Origin of the sequence: Pyrobaculum sp., from assembly GCF_049971835.1 — an archaeon.
Taxonomy (GTDB): Archaea; Thermoproteota; Thermoprotei; order Thermoproteales; family Thermoproteaceae; genus Pyrobaculum.
In genome coordinates this window covers 16704-30711 of record NZ_JBMFKV010000001.1, presented here as the reverse complement: position 1 = coordinate 30711, position 14008 = coordinate 16704, and the positions used below count along the sequence as shown (strand labels likewise).

General features: G+C 53.8%; 17 protein-coding genes. 6 read left to right on the top strand and 11 right to left on the bottom strand.

Features of this window, described 5'->3' with window-relative positions:
• Positions 1-19 precede the first annotated feature (19 nt).
• The 11 genes from ACP5J3_RS00195 to ACP5J3_RS00145 form a co-directional block, all read right to left on the bottom strand.
• Positions 20-652: a DUF120 domain-containing protein gene (locus tag ACP5J3_RS00195; protein ID WP_428493784.1), complete on the bottom strand. Its 633-nt coding sequence runs from the start codon at positions 650-652 to the stop codon at positions 20-22.
• Entirely contained in the window at positions 628-1206 is a 579-nt protein-coding gene (locus ACP5J3_RS00190; protein ID WP_428493783.1) for a class II aldolase/adducin family protein, read from the bottom strand. Before ACP5J3_RS00190 ends, ACP5J3_RS00195 begins: the two co-directional genes overlap by 25 nt.
• A gap of 168 nt (positions 1207-1374) precedes the next feature.
• Positions 1375-1920, bottom strand: a complete 546-nt coding sequence (locus tag ACP5J3_RS00185) for a hypothetical protein (RefSeq protein ID WP_428493781.1) — start codon at positions 1918-1920, stop codon at positions 1375-1377.
• Complete coding sequence (locus tag ACP5J3_RS00180) at positions 1877-4147, bottom strand: hypothetical protein (protein ID WP_428493780.1); 2271 nt, start codon at positions 4145-4147, stop codon at positions 1877-1879. The genes ACP5J3_RS00185 and ACP5J3_RS00180 overlap by 44 nt, the downstream gene beginning before the upstream one ends.
• A gap of 239 nt (positions 4148-4386) precedes the next feature.
• Positions 4387-4626 (bottom strand): hypothetical protein, encoded by a 240-nt coding sequence (locus ACP5J3_RS00175; RefSeq protein ID WP_428493779.1) that lies wholly within the window; start codon positions 4624-4626, stop codon positions 4387-4389.
• 841 nt (positions 4627-5467) lie between these two features.
• Positions 5468-6829, bottom strand: coding sequence for a digeranylgeranylglycerophospholipid reductase (locus ACP5J3_RS00170; protein ID WP_428493777.1), 1362 nt, complete (start codon positions 6827-6829; stop codon positions 5468-5470).
• A gap of 33 nt (positions 6830-6862) precedes the next feature.
• Positions 6863-7540 carry a metal-dependent hydrolase gene (locus ACP5J3_RS00165; protein WP_428493776.1) on the bottom strand — a complete coding sequence of 226 codons (678 nt, stop codon included), beginning with the start codon at positions 7538-7540 and terminating at the stop codon, positions 6863-6865.
• 29 nt (positions 7541-7569) lie between these two features.
• On the bottom strand, positions 7570-7809 hold the full coding sequence (locus ACP5J3_RS00160; protein WP_428493775.1) for a hypothetical protein: 240 nt from the start codon (positions 7807-7809) through the stop codon (positions 7570-7572).
• Between the two features lie 21 nt (positions 7810-7830).
• Positions 7831-8232 carry a Holliday junction resolvase Hjc gene (gene hjc, locus ACP5J3_RS00155; RefSeq protein WP_428493773.1) on the bottom strand — a complete coding sequence of 134 codons (402 nt, stop codon included), beginning with the start codon at positions 8230-8232 and terminating at the stop codon, positions 7831-7833.
• A complete protein-coding gene (locus ACP5J3_RS00150) occupies positions 8229-8717 on the bottom strand; it encodes a hypothetical protein (protein ID WP_428493772.1) in 489 nt (162 codons plus the stop codon). Before ACP5J3_RS00150 ends, hjc begins: the two co-directional genes overlap by 4 nt.
• A complete protein-coding gene (locus ACP5J3_RS00145; protein ID WP_148682618.1) occupies positions 8714-9322 on the bottom strand; it encodes a TATA-box-binding protein in 609 nt (202 codons plus the stop codon). The genes ACP5J3_RS00150 and ACP5J3_RS00145 overlap by 4 nt, the downstream gene beginning before the upstream one ends.
• Before the next feature lie 196 nt (positions 9323-9518).
• Between ACP5J3_RS00145 and ACP5J3_RS00140 the strand changes: the two genes are divergently transcribed.
• The 6 genes from ACP5J3_RS00140 (at position 9519) to ACP5J3_RS00115 (ending at position 13973) form a co-directional block, all read left to right on the top strand.
• Positions 9519-10013, top strand: coding sequence for a hypothetical protein (locus ACP5J3_RS00140; protein ID WP_428493806.1), 495 nt, complete (start codon positions 9519-9521; stop codon positions 10011-10013).
• Between the two features lie 20 nt (positions 10014-10033).
• Entirely contained in the window at positions 10034-10798 is a 765-nt protein-coding gene (locus tag ACP5J3_RS00135; RefSeq protein ID WP_263242787.1) for a tRNA (adenine-N1)-methyltransferase, read from the top strand.
• Between the two features lie 187 nt (positions 10799-10985).
• Positions 10986-12452: a proline--tRNA ligase gene (gene proS, locus ACP5J3_RS00130; RefSeq protein ID WP_428493771.1), complete on the top strand. Its 1467-nt coding sequence runs from the start codon at positions 10986-10988 to the stop codon at positions 12450-12452.
• A gap of 167 nt (positions 12453-12619) precedes the next feature.
• A complete protein-coding gene (locus tag ACP5J3_RS00125; RefSeq protein WP_014287695.1) occupies positions 12620-12916 on the top strand; it encodes a 30S ribosomal protein S26e in 297 nt (98 codons plus the stop codon).
• On the top strand, positions 12913-13395 hold the full coding sequence (locus ACP5J3_RS00120) for a tRNA (pseudouridine-N1)-methyltransferase (RefSeq protein WP_428493769.1): 483 nt from the start codon (positions 12913-12915) through the stop codon (positions 13393-13395). Before ACP5J3_RS00125 ends, ACP5J3_RS00120 begins: the two co-directional genes overlap by 4 nt.
• Positions 13396-13412: 17 nt before the next feature.
• The gene (locus ACP5J3_RS00115; RefSeq protein WP_428493768.1) at positions 13413-13973 is read left to right on the top strand and encodes a CDP-alcohol phosphatidyltransferase family protein; all 561 of its coding nucleotides are present in this window, start codon (positions 13413-13415) and stop codon (positions 13971-13973) included.
• Positions 13974-14008 lie beyond the last annotated feature (35 nt).

Sequence of the window (14008 nt, the reverse complement as noted above, 5' to 3'; positions counted from 1 at the left end):
GTAGGTACACGGCCACCGTTTATAAAAGAACCTCCACTTCCACAATATCGCCGTCTTTGATATTCAGCACGTCGCGGAGCCTCACGGGGGCGATGACTTCGATGACGTCTGTTGAGTGGTGGGTCCGCTCCGGCATAACGACTGCGCCCTCGACGCCGTTGATTCTCGCTCTAAACGCCTTGACGCTTCCATAAGTCCGCAGACCGTTTGAGAACCCAGGTATTACGACGCCAGGCAACCCGTCTAGATACCTCCGGTGTGGGAGGTACTGGGGGTCCAGCTTTACGTTAAGCGTACCCGGGTATGGCGCAAAGCCAAGCTTGTCCTCTATAGCCTTTTTGTAGCCGTCTAGCGATATGTAGAAGGCGCCCTCGCCGAGGCCGCTTACGACGCGCCCCACCAGCCTAATAGAGGCTATGTTGAAATAGCGTAGGAGATCTCTAAGGACAGAACTCAAGAGGTCCCTCCCTTTTGGGGAAAGCTTGACCACCGGACCCTCTGCCACGTAGCCCTCTTCCCTCAGCTGTTTTAGCAACTTGTATAAACCCTGGCGTGTGACGCAGAGCCTCCTAGCCGCCTCGGCTACGGGCAACCCCTCCACCGAGGCGAGCGCTATTAGATCCCCCACTAGTCGCCTCTCTTGGCACTCCATAACTCCAACACCCACTTGTAGAACGTGGCCCTCGCCAGATCAGCCACGACCTCTATCCTGTTCACAGCCTCGGCTAGGTCTCTGCCCACGGCCACCACGCCGTGTCGCTTCAAGATAGCCACGTTGCTCTTCTCAAGCGCCGCGGCGACGGCCTCGGCGAGCTCGGCAGTCCCCGGCTGGATGTAGGGCACCACGGCTATCCCCGACCCCAGGTAGGCCTCGGCCTCGGAGAGGAGATCCGCCTCTATCCTCTCGGCGAGTAGCGTAGGCAATACGTCATGGGTATGGACGACGGCGCCGACATCCCTCCTCCTTCTATATATTGCGACGTGCATACGCCACTCGCTTGTGGGCCTGAGCCTCCCCCTGATCACCTCCCCCTCGCCGTTGATCCACACCAGGTCCCCCGCCTCGAGAAACGGCTTCGGGTAGGAGGTCGGCGTGACGACAAACAGCCCGTCCACAGACACAGAAACATTACCAGAGAGCAGAGTCAAATGCCCCCTCTCATAAAGCAGACGAGTGTATCTAACCAACTCATCTACCACAGACACACGCAGAAGAGGTATAGACATATTTGTGCTTTATGTCCTCTTACACTAGCCGGCGACGCCGAACTCTCGATGGAGGCGGATTCGACGCGGAACAACAATTCTAACCTTTAAGTTGCCCATGTCGAGGGAAGCCCTCGGCTTCTATGAACCGCGGCTTTAGCTGTTGACTTATTTTCCATGCCTCTTCATATACCGTTCTATGTAGTAGAACGCAAATCTAAGTAGAATGACGTCGTGGATATAGCGAATCCAGCTCAGCCTAGCGTATTCAGGCGGAATTCCTAGATGAGCCAGAAAATTAGGCGACACTACGAGGCCGGCGGTGTAGGGAATTGCGGAGAGAGGCGTAATCAATATCATTGAAATGAAGAAAGGCTTGTAGAAGAGCCGCCGGGGTCTTATTCTGAAGGCGGGTAGTATAAGCAGGTAAGCGACGAGATAGATCAGCCAGAATAGTAAGAAGTACCAACCCCCAATTCCGATGAATATAGATAGGTAAGGCACGAGCAGATGGACTAGAGAAAGCCAGCGTGGAGATCCAATAATCGGGCTGGCGATCAAGGCAACTGCAAAGCCGTATGCGGAGAGGGGCGCCGCCGCAAGGAGAGTCGGTGCGTATGGGAAGAACCTAGCTGAGAAGAGGGAGAAGGTCCCAAAAAATGGCGTGAGTTCAGTTATAAGCCAGCGGGATAATGACGCCGCCTGTGGAGCCATATGCGTAAAACTCGCGGGCCTCGTTAAATAAGTTCTGGTAGTCGTAAGGCGAGGCCACAGGCGCCTTGAAGGTTGTGCCTATTACATAATTTGAATCGTCGTTATTGTTGCGGTAGTAGTAAACCCTTATGTAGTACGTAACCGTAGTGGATCTGATGCCACCTAACGAGCCAGGCACAGACTGTGCCAAGAACATGCTTCTCACAGCTCCATTTGTATCGACTCCGGCCGAATATCCCGGCCCGCTGTATGCGACTCCGTTTACCGTCACGGAGCAACTGCTGTAAGCCGGCCCTTGCACGCCGGAAAGTATTATGGAGAGTGCAGTTAAGCCTAGTCCCACCAGCGGGTTTGTGTAAAGTGTAGTCCACCCTAACAATGCGGCTAGCTCGTTATACGCTTGTATACCTGTGATAAATAGTTGGGTTACAGAAATTAAGAAGTTTACAGGCGTCCAATAATCCGTAGCGCCGGCAGTATTTACATATAGTTGCTTAGGAGCATTTGACGGCGATGACCAACACACACTCATTAGATAGGTCTTGCCTGGCAGGTCGTAAGTCGCGTGGGTATACGACACCCTGAATATCCATTCTACAGATGAAATTGGTATACCATGAAGAATTTGCGAAGCTAGCTCGGCTTTCGCCATTATGTGCGGATTTGTTTCATTGCGGTTTTGCGTGGGATTGGTGATAGATGTGAAGGCGCTGTTTCTCCAGATATTTACGAGTCTCTCGTCTCCCGTGATGTTAAACAGAAGGAAGCCGCGTCTAAACATGTATTTGCCGTATACCCACGTGGATGAGTTGTGTAGCCATATCTCGGCCCATTTATAGCCACTTAGCTTCAAGGTGCCCATCTTAACGTAGGGGTAATAGGAGCTCCCGCTGAGGGGTGTCAACGGCGGATCGAATTCCAGCACTATGGGGACCAAACTCGAGTTAAACTTAAACAGCGCAAATCCACCTTGCGCTGAGAAAGTGGTAGCCGAAGATTTAAATGTCTGACAAAGACCGGAGTTGCTCGTCAGAGTCATGTATAGTGCTCCAGCAAGATACCCACCAATATATATCCTTACCGTTTGACTCGTCCTTCCCGCACAGTTATATAATTCCAAATCTCCAATGTATAATGATATAAAATCTACTGAAGCTCCTTGAGGAATTTTTCCGATGAAGAGAATACGCCTTGTCTGGTAGAGATATGTTGAGTAGAAGTTATCCTCCACTAAAGCGCTGACGTAGTCAAACACCGTATTGCCCCACGTGGGGTCAAAGGGGCTGGGGCGTTCGTACTCCACAGTTACTGTAGGCTCAAAGAGTATCGTCACATCCCATGGACCTGTGAACACATCTACACTGATGAATAGATATTTAGAACGCAACTGTGCAGGTATCTGGAATGTGTAGATGTAGCCAAAGTTCGTGGTGGCGTAGGACGTCGCCGTCATGACGTATGTCTGGCTGGGGAGTGTCTGGGTGGGAAAGTCGCTGTAGTACAACGTTAGACGCACTGAGGAGGCGGGCGCGCCGCGTACGGCCACGTTAATGGCAGTAACGCCACGGCCGATATAAGCGTATGTCTGTGTGGTGTAGCTGTATGTTTTTGCGGCCGTGTTGAAATCCGTGGCGTATGTGAATCTCACCGAGAAACTGCCCCTAGTGGATACTGGCGGTGAATGAATTCTGAATATATATCTTGAATACGAAGACGCCGTAGCGGCTACCGAGACTTCGGGAGGGGACTGCCACCTCCCCCTTAAAACCCTAATGACGGTCTTGTTAACCTCATAGACGTCAGGAGAAATTTCGCGGCCACTCAGAATAATTGTAGCTGATGCAGATGGTAAGCCGTCTTTCTCGGGATTATCGCTGTACAAAATCTCAATCTTTCTATCACCCACCACTAACACTGCCTTTTTGCCCTTGTTTATGTGTACTCTTTCTGCCTTTTTAGGAATTGCCAGGAAAGGGCCTGAGAACACGGGCACGGTGAGATTCACGGGCCTCCGTGGATCAAAACTACCCTCAGCCCATACGGCGTCTTTAAACTCAAGTATATGCACCTTGATGAGGGGAACCGGCGTGCCGTTTATTACAACATATATATGTTCCGGTATTCTATCCACAGCAACGAGAACTACGTCATCAAACGAATTTGATAGCGCCATGGCCATGGCGGACACCGCCAACACAACTATCGTCGTCACTTCTGCCCACCTCATACCATGCCAGGCGAATTTGTATATATATATCGCTGGACAATAACCGATAAGTTTATTTGTCAAATCATGAAAACTATATAGTTGGTTGAGGCCCTAGCCCTATCTTCTCTCTATACTCGTCGTAGCGCTTGACCACCTCGGCGTGCCACCTCTCCGAATCAGACCCCTCTTGGGGATATACGAGAGATTAATTTCTCTATATGCATAAAAGAACATCTTTAAGACGCAGAGACTTAATTTTACACATTTATGCCTTGCTCTTCGGCACCGTGATTTCTCACGTAACGTCCCACGTAGTAGTACACAGCCCTGAGCAGAGCTACGTCGTGAATGTAGCGTACATAACTCAGCCGGGCGTACTCCGGCGGCACACCTATATGCCAGAGGAAGGACGGCGGCACTAACAACCCCGCTGTGTATGGAAACGCCGCCAATGGCGTTACGAGAATTAGAGCAGTTAGGAAAGGCTTGTAAAACACCCTGGCTGGCTTGATTACAAATAGCGGCAGAAGAAAGATTGTATTGGTACTTTGAGTAGAAGTTGTCTTCGACTAGGGCGCTTATAAAGCTATAAACCATGCGGCTCCATGTGGGATCTGAGGGACTAGGCCTCTCGTACTCCACTGTTACTGTAAGCTCAAATGTCACGAGTAAATCCCACGGGCCTGTAGAGATGTCTACAGATATCCATAAGTATTTTGAGCGTAAACTTGAGGGTATTTGGAAAGAATAGATGTACACATAGTTTGTGCTCACAATGGCGTTTGCTGTAAGCGATTGTGTGTACGCCGGTAGCTGTGCCGTCGGGGTGTCGCTATAGTAAATGTTCAGACGAACAGAGCTGACGGGCGCGCCGCAGATTGCCACGTTAACCGTAGCGATCCCTCGGCCAATGTATGCGTATGTGTGTGGTGTAGCTGTAGATCTTTGTTCCTGTGTGGAATCAGACGCATATGTAAACCTCACGGAGAAGCTCCCCCTTGTGGGTACGGGGGGCGAATGTACCTTGATTATATACCTGTCAAACCCAGAGAATATGGGTATAGTTAAATTGATTGGCTTCTTAGGGTTGTAGGTGCCCTCGGCCCAGATGGCGTCTTTCATCTCGAGGATATAGACTTTTGGAAGCGGCGTAGGCGTGTTATTCAAGATGACGTAGACATGGTCTGGAATTTTGTCAACAGCTACGAGCAGGATATCGTCTAGCGAGACTCCCAGCGCCAGAGCGGACAGCGCCAGTATGGTCGTTGCCAGCCACGCCTCCCGCATAGTATCTCTAAAACTAATTCGTTTGATAGCTAGCTAATATCAATTGATTAATTACGCTAGTGGCAACGGGCCGAGGCCTATTTTTTCGCGGAATTCGTCATACTTCTTGACTACCTCGGCGTACCACTTGTCGAGGCTGGATTGGCTCTCCGGATATGCCAGGTAGAGGTCGCCGATTTCCTTGGCGTATTGTATCGATGTGCTGAGCTTCCTCAGCAGGTTGGGTCTTCCTAAGAACTGCATCATTACTCTAAACTTGTCGAGGAGGGATAGATTAGTGCCCTTGGCCGCTAGGTGGTATATCTCGTCTTCGTTTAGAATCTTGCGGGAGAGGCCGAAATTGAGGTCGTCGTTGTCGAGGGTTTGTAGCATAAGCCTAAGCACGTCGAGCTGAGCCTGTCTGTAGCCCCACTCCCTCATGTAAAGCACGTTGTACTCCCACAGCGTCTTCTCGGAGAAGTCGCCCTTTTCAAAGGCCTTTGCTATAACTCTGGAGGACAGCTCGGCGGTTAGCAACGCCTGCCCGATGCCGCCGCCGTGGATGGGGTTTACGGCAACCGCGGCGTCGCCAAGGGCCACTATGCCGTTGCCCACTAGCGACTTCAACGGCCTCCTAGTGGGTATAAAGCCCCCTCCTATGTGGTACTTCTTGCTGACTCTGAAGCGTGGGAGTATGTACTTCTCGTAGTAGTTCCTGGGGTTCTGCTTCAAAATGCCCCATATGCCGAGGCCTACGTTGAGCATAGTGGCGCTACGCGGAAATATCCACCAATAGCCGCCCGGCGCCACCGTCATGTTGAGATAAATCTTGATGTACTGGGGACTCTCAAGGGCCTCGTCTACGTACACAATCTCCCTGTATGCATAGGACACGTCCTCGGGGTGTAGCGGCTCGGATATGAGCCAGCCCGCCAACTTGCTACGGAGGACCGCGGCTGAGCCCGTGGCGTCCACCACAATTCTCGACCTAAACTCCTTAGCCACGCCGCTTCTCCTCTCCACAGCCTTCACGCCGACAACCGCGCCGTTTTCTACAATAGGCTCCGTAGCCGTGTGCCCCTCAAACAACGTAGCACCCGCCCTCACCGCCTCCTCGACTAGCCACTTACCCCACGCAAATCGATCCAGCACATAGCCCTCGCCTTTGATTATCAACCTCGTCTTTTCATCTGGACTTATCAGCTCCACCCCCTCTATCTTGTTCTGGAACACCCTGGGGTTGGGCGTTAGATACTTTGCCATCCTCTCCACGTGGTGAAGGCCAAGACCGTCGCCGCAGGTCTTTACGCCTATCTGATCGCCGCTTTTAGACTCCAGAAGAGCCACCTTGAACCCAGCCTTGGCGAGAAGATATGAGGCGTACGCCCCGGCCGTGCCGCCGCCGGCCACGACGACGTCAAATCTCTCAGACATGGAAACCACAGCGATTTGTGATATTAAAAAAAATTATATTTTCAAAACGTCGCCTGGCTTCATTACGAAAACCTTCGCCCTAGACACAGCCTCCACACGCGTCTTGAAGTCCTCGGGGTCTTGTTTAATCAGCGGGAAGGTGTTGTAGTGCATCGGCACAACCCTCCTAGGCCTCAGTAGTTGCGTAGCTATCGCAGCCTCCCGGGGTCCCATGGTGAAGACGCTACCAATCGGCAACAGGGCCACGTCTATGTCGTACAGCTCTCCTATCAGCTCCATGTCTCTAAACAGCGCGGTGTCCCCGGCGTGGTACACCGTACCCTCAGGCGTGGCTATTACGAAGCCGGAGGGGGCGCCTCTATTCGCCGTGTGGAAGGCGGGCGTCATGTAGACCTCCACCCCGTCCCCCAGCTTAATAGTCCCGCCTATGTTCATCGGCATCGTCTGCGCCTCCGGTATGCCCTTCTCGGCCACCTCGAGCGTAAGCTCGAACGTCCCAACTATAGGCGCCTTCGTCGCCTTGGCGATGTCAACGGATTCGCCCAGGTGGTCAAAATGGTCGTGTGTTATCAAGATGTGGGTAGGCTTTGTGTTTATGACCTCCTGGGGGGAGGTGGGGGACAGCGGGTTGGTGATCCAAGGATCTATCAACATCCTGAGCCCGCCGGTCTCTATTAGAAACGCGGCGTGTCCAAACCACTTGATCTGCATATAGCGAGACTTGTGTCTGGTATTTAACTTTAGCTCCTTTTCTTCAAGTCAAGTCTTATAGCGTTTGCATGGGGCGCGTATACCCTCACCGCGTAGCTCCTCTCCAGCTCCTTTACCACTTCGCTAAAGAGGCGCCACTCCACGGGACGCAACAAGACTATCTTGACGTGGTGGGTGTCGGTGGCTGGGGAGTAGCTGTATTTCACATACTTCACAGAGCCGGCGCCCAGCTTCTTCACAAGCTCAACCACCCTTTCAATATCCCTCACGCCGTGTGTCATGTCACCAGTTTAAAAATACTGATTTATTTTCTCAGAGAACAACGCCTCGACGAAGGCCCTCAGCTCAATCCCCCTTTCATACTCCTCTCTGCCCACCCTCTCCGAGACGCCCAGCACCTTCCACGGGCCCCTGCCGAACTTGACGAGTAGATACGCCTCGCCGCCAGCCCTCTTGGCAAACACTAGAAGCTTCTCCACCTTCTCAGCCTCTATCTTGACGGGGGCGTACTTAGCCCTGTACTTAACCTCAAACACGAGGACCCTCCCTCTGCACACCGCCACTATATCGGGCACGTATCTTTTCCTCACACCACCCCCCGACGAACACCCCCTCAAAACCGCACACCCACGCTCCCAAAAGTAGTTGGCCAGCTCCCTCTCCTTGGCGGAGCCCTTCCTCTTGACGCTCATAGCACCTCCACCTCTCTATACGGGTTGCACAACAACCTCTCGACGAGGCCGCACCTCTCACAGCCGCACGAAACCCTGCCCTTCACAACGAGCTCGGTTAGGTGGGGGTCGAAGTGCCTCGCGTCTAGCAACAAGCCGGCCACGGGCTTCCCCACCAGCAACCTAAGCTCCTCCCTACTCTTAATGTAGTACACCCCGTAGCCTCTGTATTCCTCGGCCCCACGTATGAGGACTGTGTTTCTGCCCCTCACGGCGGCTCCCCAGACGTATATTGTGAGGTCTGGACGCAACTCCCGGGCGAGGCCTACCCACAGCCTCTTGGCAGTCTTTAAAACAACTCCACGGGTTGCTTTTTTAAGAGCGTTGTGGAGGCAGTGCAGATCTTCGCCTACCAACGGGATTAGCTTGGGGTCGTGGACGTCGCAGATAGGCACCACTTGGGGAAGATCAACGTCTAGAAACTTTTCGCTGTATAGCAGAATCACAACTCTTCTTCAAACTCCTCCTCTTCCACCAGCTCCTCTCCGCCCTCCTCGACGTACAAGACTCCTAAGTCTTTCAACTGGGCGTAGAGCTTCTGCACCGCCGTGGCCACATCCTTTTCCGACTTGGCCCCGGTGCACACAATCTTCCCCGAGCCGAATATGAGGATCACCACCCTGGGGGACGACATCCTGTATATGAGGCCTGGGAACTGCTCCGGCTCATACATGGCGTTTTCCAGCATCAACACCGCCTGCTCGAGATCAACCTCGGCGTGGAGATTTCCGCTGGCAACGATGTTTTGGATCTGCACCTCCGGGTCGAAGGGCACATCGGCCCCGTGATCTTTAAGCAGTTTTACAAGAGCCCTCACCGCGTTTTTCAAATCCTCTTCGTTTTTAGCCCCCGTGCAGACCATTTTACCTGTTCTGAAAATGAGGGCGGAGATCCTGGGCTTGGTGAGGCGTAGGATGAGGCCTGGGAACTGGTCCGGGTTGTACTCGGCCATTGTCAACCTCTCTGCCAGCTGCTCAAGGTCAAGCTCGACGCCTAGGTTCACAGTTGCGACGATATTCTCAATACGGTAAGACGGCCCTGAGTGAGACATATGAGAGTTTATAAACCCATATTTAAATATGCCTGAGTGGAAATATCACTAATACGGCACACACGCAGGCTAGTGGCCGCCCACCCCCGCACCGGCAGTATACGGCCCGCGCTAGACGGGCTGGAGCCGCCACGCGCCTTGCGGCGTCTACACCCGCGGGGATTACACACGGGCTTTATATTTGACGTGGTTCTCGATGGACGTGCTCTCGGTTTTAGACAGCGAGTTAAGAAAAGTTTTGTGGGGGCTGGCGTCGGAGTTTGCGTATCTGGCTGTGGTGGGTACCTCGGTGATTCCGCCCTGTAGCTTATTGAGGCGGCGGCTGGAGAGGGTGGTACGGCCGGAGCTGTTGTCTCTCCTCGCGACAAAGGTTGGGGGCGACGTTCCAGACGTCTTGTTGAACTCGGCGCTTGGGATGAGGCTGGGAGGCATCCCTAAGTGCGAGCTTATGTACGAGGCTCTGCCAGAGCTGTACCAGCTCTGCGTCGCCCTGCGGCTTAGAGGCCGCGAGCCTATGTACAAGGTGGTGTCTGAGGTGGTTGTGCCGCTGGCTGTGTCCGCCTCGGCGGCGGGGTACGAGGAGGGGGATGTCCTCCTGGCGAGCTACCGAGCGGCGGCATACAGAGGAGAGAGAGACCTCGCCGCCGTGATGAGGTATTTTGACAGGTGGCCTATGGTGGCTAGGTTTTAAATATTGGAGTGGGGCCGCACGTGTTTAAGAGGGGCGACTGGGCACTGTTGTTAGAGGAGCGGGGGGGCTACAAAACTGTGGCTAGAGTGGGCGGCGGGAGGATCCAGACTATCAGAGGCTTTATAGACACCGATAAGCTCGTAGGAGCGCCCCACGGCTCCGAAATCACAACCTCGCTGGGCGTCAAGTTTAGAGCCCTTTCGGCTACTATTTTCGACGTAATTGAGAATAAGTTCGAGCTGAGAGCCCAAGCCATATACCCCAAAGACGCTGTTTACATCATAAAGGCAATAGGCCTAGGTCCGGGTTTTAGAGTGGCTGAGGCCGGCACCGGCTCGGGCTTCCTGACTGCCGTGCTGGCTTGGTACGTAAGGCCTTGGGGGGTTGTGTACAGTTTCGACAACAGAATAGAGCATATGAAAGTCGCTGTGCGCAATCTCGGAAGGATCGACCTACTGAACTACGTCGATTTACAGGTGAGGGACGTGGTAAGGACTGGCTTCGGCTCTATACGGGTAGACGCCGTTGTACTCGACATGGGAGATCCGTGGAACGCGCTGGACCGCGTCTCAGAAGCTCTAAAACCCGGCGGGGTTGTCGTGATCTTCGCCACGACTGTGGAGCACATGGCTAAGAGCGTCGAGGCCTTAAGAAAGAGGAACTATGTCAATATATCTATAGAGGAGGTGCTGGTCAGGCGCTGGAAGAGCGTACCTGGCGAGCTGAGGCCAGAAACCTTCGATGTCACGCACACCGGCTGGATCATATCTGCGAGGTTGGTTTAAGTTGTGAAGTAGGACGTCGACGCAGAACCTTGGCGGCATTATTCTCCAACCTATCTAGGCTCTGTTGAGCTACTTCGGCATTTTCGGCATCTCGTGGCGGGTGATTAGGGCGGCGCCCGCCCTCCCGGATCTGTGATTAGTATCGTGTCTAAGGTGAAACTTTTTATTGCTGTTGTTAGAGGCCGCTATGGAGCTTGTCAGAGGCGCGAGGCCTCATGGCCGTGATAAGCTGAGGAGCAACTTGATTGAGTGGTTTCACTGGCTCTTGAGAGAGGCGGAGATGTACGACGTGAGGTACCCCGTGAAGGGGGCATACGTCTGGCGTCCATATGGCATGAAGCTGAGGCGGAACGTCGAGAACTTAATACGGCGGCTACATGACGAGGCGGGCCACCAGGAGGTTTTATTTCCCGTTTTTATCCCCTATGAGTACTTCGGCAAGGAGTCCCAGCACATCAGAGGCTTCGAGAGGGAGGTGTTTTGGGTTTCTAAAGGCGGCGAGGCCGGCGAGAGGCTTGTCCTGCGCCCCACTTCAGAGACCGCCATAATGCCGATGGTGAAGCTATGGGTGCAGGACTACAAGGATCTGCCCCTCAAGCTTTACCAGATTGTCAGCGTGTTTAGAGCCGAGACCAAGATGACGCATCCAATGATTAGGCTGAGGGAGATCAGCATGTTTAAGGAGGCTCATACAGTCCACGTAAATAGGGAGGACGCCGAGAGGCAGGTGAGGGAGGCTGTGGAGATTTACAAGAAGATTTTCGACGAGATGTGTCTGGCCTATATGGTGAATAAGAGGCCTGACTGGGACAAGTTCGCCGGCGCCGAGTACACAATTGCGTTTGACACTGTACTGCCCGACGGCAGGACGCTCCAGATCGGGACTGTCCACTACCTCGGCACGAACTTTACCGAGGTGTTCGAGGTGACGTACCTCGACGCCGACGGGTCGAGGAAGCTGGCTCACACAACCTCCTACGGGATTTCCGAGAGAAGCATAGCCGCGATGCTTATCACCCACGGCGACGACGGCGGCGTCACGATACCTCCAAAACTGGCGCCTATACAAGCAGTCGTGGTTCCTATCTACTACGGAGAGGAGGAGCTCTCTGTAGTGATGCCATTCGTGAGAGAGGTGGTTAACTCCTTAGCAAGCGGCGGCGTGCGCGTCTACCTCGACGATAGAGCCGACAAGACGCCGGGCTGGAAGTTCTACTACTGGGAGCTCAAGGGCGTGCCCCTCCGTGTAGAAGTCGGCAGGAGAGATGTGGAAAAGAGGCAGGCTGTGGTCACTAGGAGAGATACTCTAGAGAAATACGCAGTCGGCCTAGGTAATTTGGTAGACGCCGTTAGGGAGTTGATGAGGGCCGTTGAGGAAAACCTGCGCAAGAACGCTTGGGAGGAGCTGAGGAGACGTGTGGTGAAGGCAGAGGGGGTGGAGGCGGCTAAGGCGGCGGTAAGAGAGGGCAAGGTGGTGGAGGTGCCTTGGAGCGGCGATAATGAATGTGGGATGAAGATACAGGAGCTCGTAGGCGCAGACGCGTTGGGGGTGGCGATGGACGCAGACGCATCAGTGGGCGGCTACGATCTACGCGACCTCGTGTGTAGAGACAGGCGGGCCGAGGTGTGGCTGAGGCTTTCCGAAAGGTACTAACCACGCCGTGTAGAGGCCTCAGCCGCTCGCAACGCATCACAGACGGCGGCGCTGTGAGGTTGTGTCCTTAGCTACGCGCGGTCTGTAGTATGGGCGAGCCCCGGTTTATCAACTTGCGGCGCCTCTTTTGCAAAATTTTTTAAATAGCTCGTAATTTTGGACCCGCTATGCCTAAAAAGAGGAAGAATCGAGGTAGGAAAAAAGGCGACAAGGGTCGGGAGCCCTATGTCCACTGCGATAACTGCGGCAAGGTTATGCCTAGGTCGAAGTCTGTGAGGGTAACAGTTCCGCATTCCCCTGTGCCTCCAGATTTGGCGAGAGAGCTGGAGAAGCAGGGCGCCATAATCTCCCGGTATTTGGTGACCAAGACCTACTGTATAAACTGCGCCGTCTTCTTCGGCATAATAAAGGTAAGGTCTAGAGAGGAGAGGAAGAAGAAGATACCGCTTCAGCAAGTCGTTTGAGCTTTTTAATAAAAAGCGACGTAGCCTGCCCCTGGTCGATAAGCCCGGAGCAACTTGTGAAAAACCGGTTCGACGTGTTAGTTGACTTCGTTGTTGAGTCCCTCCGAGGGGGGGCCCGCGAGGTATACGTTATGTTGTGCGACGGCACAACTTACCGGGTGTCGGCGGCGCCTCTCCTTAGGGCCCGCGAGGCGGCTAGGTGGTTGCTCTCGAATCCGCACTTTAAAACCAACCTAAAGGCCATCGTGGGGAGGTATAGAAACGTGTACTACCTCCATGAACGTGGCAGAGACGTCTCGGAGGTGAGGCTGGACGGTGAGGGGCTGTATGTATTCGGCGACCACGACGGGCTGAGCCGCGAAGATGAGGAGTTTTTGGAAAAACACGCCACCTGGGTCTCGCTGGGCGCGACGCCCTACATGTCTTGGCAAGCCGCGGCGTACTTGGCATATTTATTGAGACGATTAAGTTTAATATAGGGCAACCCCCCAGCGCCGTGGTGTTGGAGCGGTTGAGGAAGAGAGTTAACCTAGACGCCGTGGGTAGGTACATCCCAGTAAACCCAAACGTCTTAACTCTCCTGTCTGTACTCGTGGCGTGGGGTGGGGTCTTGCCGGTGTGGCTATCCGCTGCGCCGCCTTGGCTCTTCATAGCGGCCTCCGGCGTCTTGGATGTGCTAGACGGCGCAGTTGCCCGTAGTAGCGGCAGGGCATCTAGAAGGGGCGCCTTCATAGATTCATACCTAGATAGATATACAGACGCCGCCTACATACTCTACTTCTGGAACTACGTAGATCATCTCGCCGCGTTTTTAGCCCTCTTGGGAACCTTCGCGATAAGCTACGCGCGGTGCAGGGGAGAGTCTCTGGGGGTAGAGGTCAGGGGGGTCGGCTTCATGGAGCGGGGAGAGAGAGTTCTCTATCTACTAGCAGTCTCGCTGGTGCTGGAGATCTCCCCACAGCTCGTCAACCCGTTGATGTACCTATACACGCTTCTGGTCAACTCCGCGGCGGCGTATAGAGGCTACGCCGTTTTTAAAAAACTGAAGGTCTCCTAAACCGGCGCCCATGGAGAAATATTAATATAGCACAC

Coding starts and splice junctions, on each gene's coding strand:
- ACP5J3_RS00195 (WP_428493784.1), bottom strand. CDS start 652: ATGGAGTGCCAAGAGAGGCGACTAGTGGGGGATCTAATAGCGCTCGCC.
- ACP5J3_RS00185 (WP_428493781.1), bottom strand. CDS start 1,920: ATGGCTCCACAGGCGGCGTCATTATCCCGCTGGCTTATAACTGAACTC.
- ACP5J3_RS00180 (WP_428493780.1), bottom strand. CDS start 4,147: ATGAGGTGGGCAGAAGTGACGACGATAGTTGTGTTGGCGGTGTCCGCC.
- ACP5J3_RS00170 (WP_428493777.1), bottom strand. CDS start 6,829: ATGTCTGAGAGATTTGACGTCGTCGTGGCCGGCGGCGGCACGGCCGGG.
- ACP5J3_RS00165 (WP_428493776.1), bottom strand. CDS start 7,540: ATGCAGATCAAGTGGTTTGGACACGCCGCGTTTCTAATAGAGACCGGC.
- hjc (WP_428493773.1), bottom strand. CDS start 8,232: ATGAGCGTCAAGAGGAAGGGCTCCGCCAAGGAGAGGGAGCTGGCCAAC.
- ACP5J3_RS00145 (WP_148682618.1), bottom strand. CDS start 9,322: ATGTCTCACTCAGGGCCGTCTTACCGTATTGAGAATATCGTCGCAACT.
- ACP5J3_RS00140 (WP_428493806.1), top strand. CDS start 9,519: ATGGACGTGCTCTCGGTTTTAGACAGCGAGTTAAGAAAAGTTTTGTGG.
- proS (WP_428493771.1), top strand. CDS start 10,986: ATGGAGCTTGTCAGAGGCGCGAGGCCTCATGGCCGTGATAAGCTGAGG.
- ACP5J3_RS00125 (WP_014287695.1), top strand. CDS start 12,620: ATGCCTAAAAAGAGGAAGAATCGAGGTAGGAAAAAAGGCGACAAGGGT.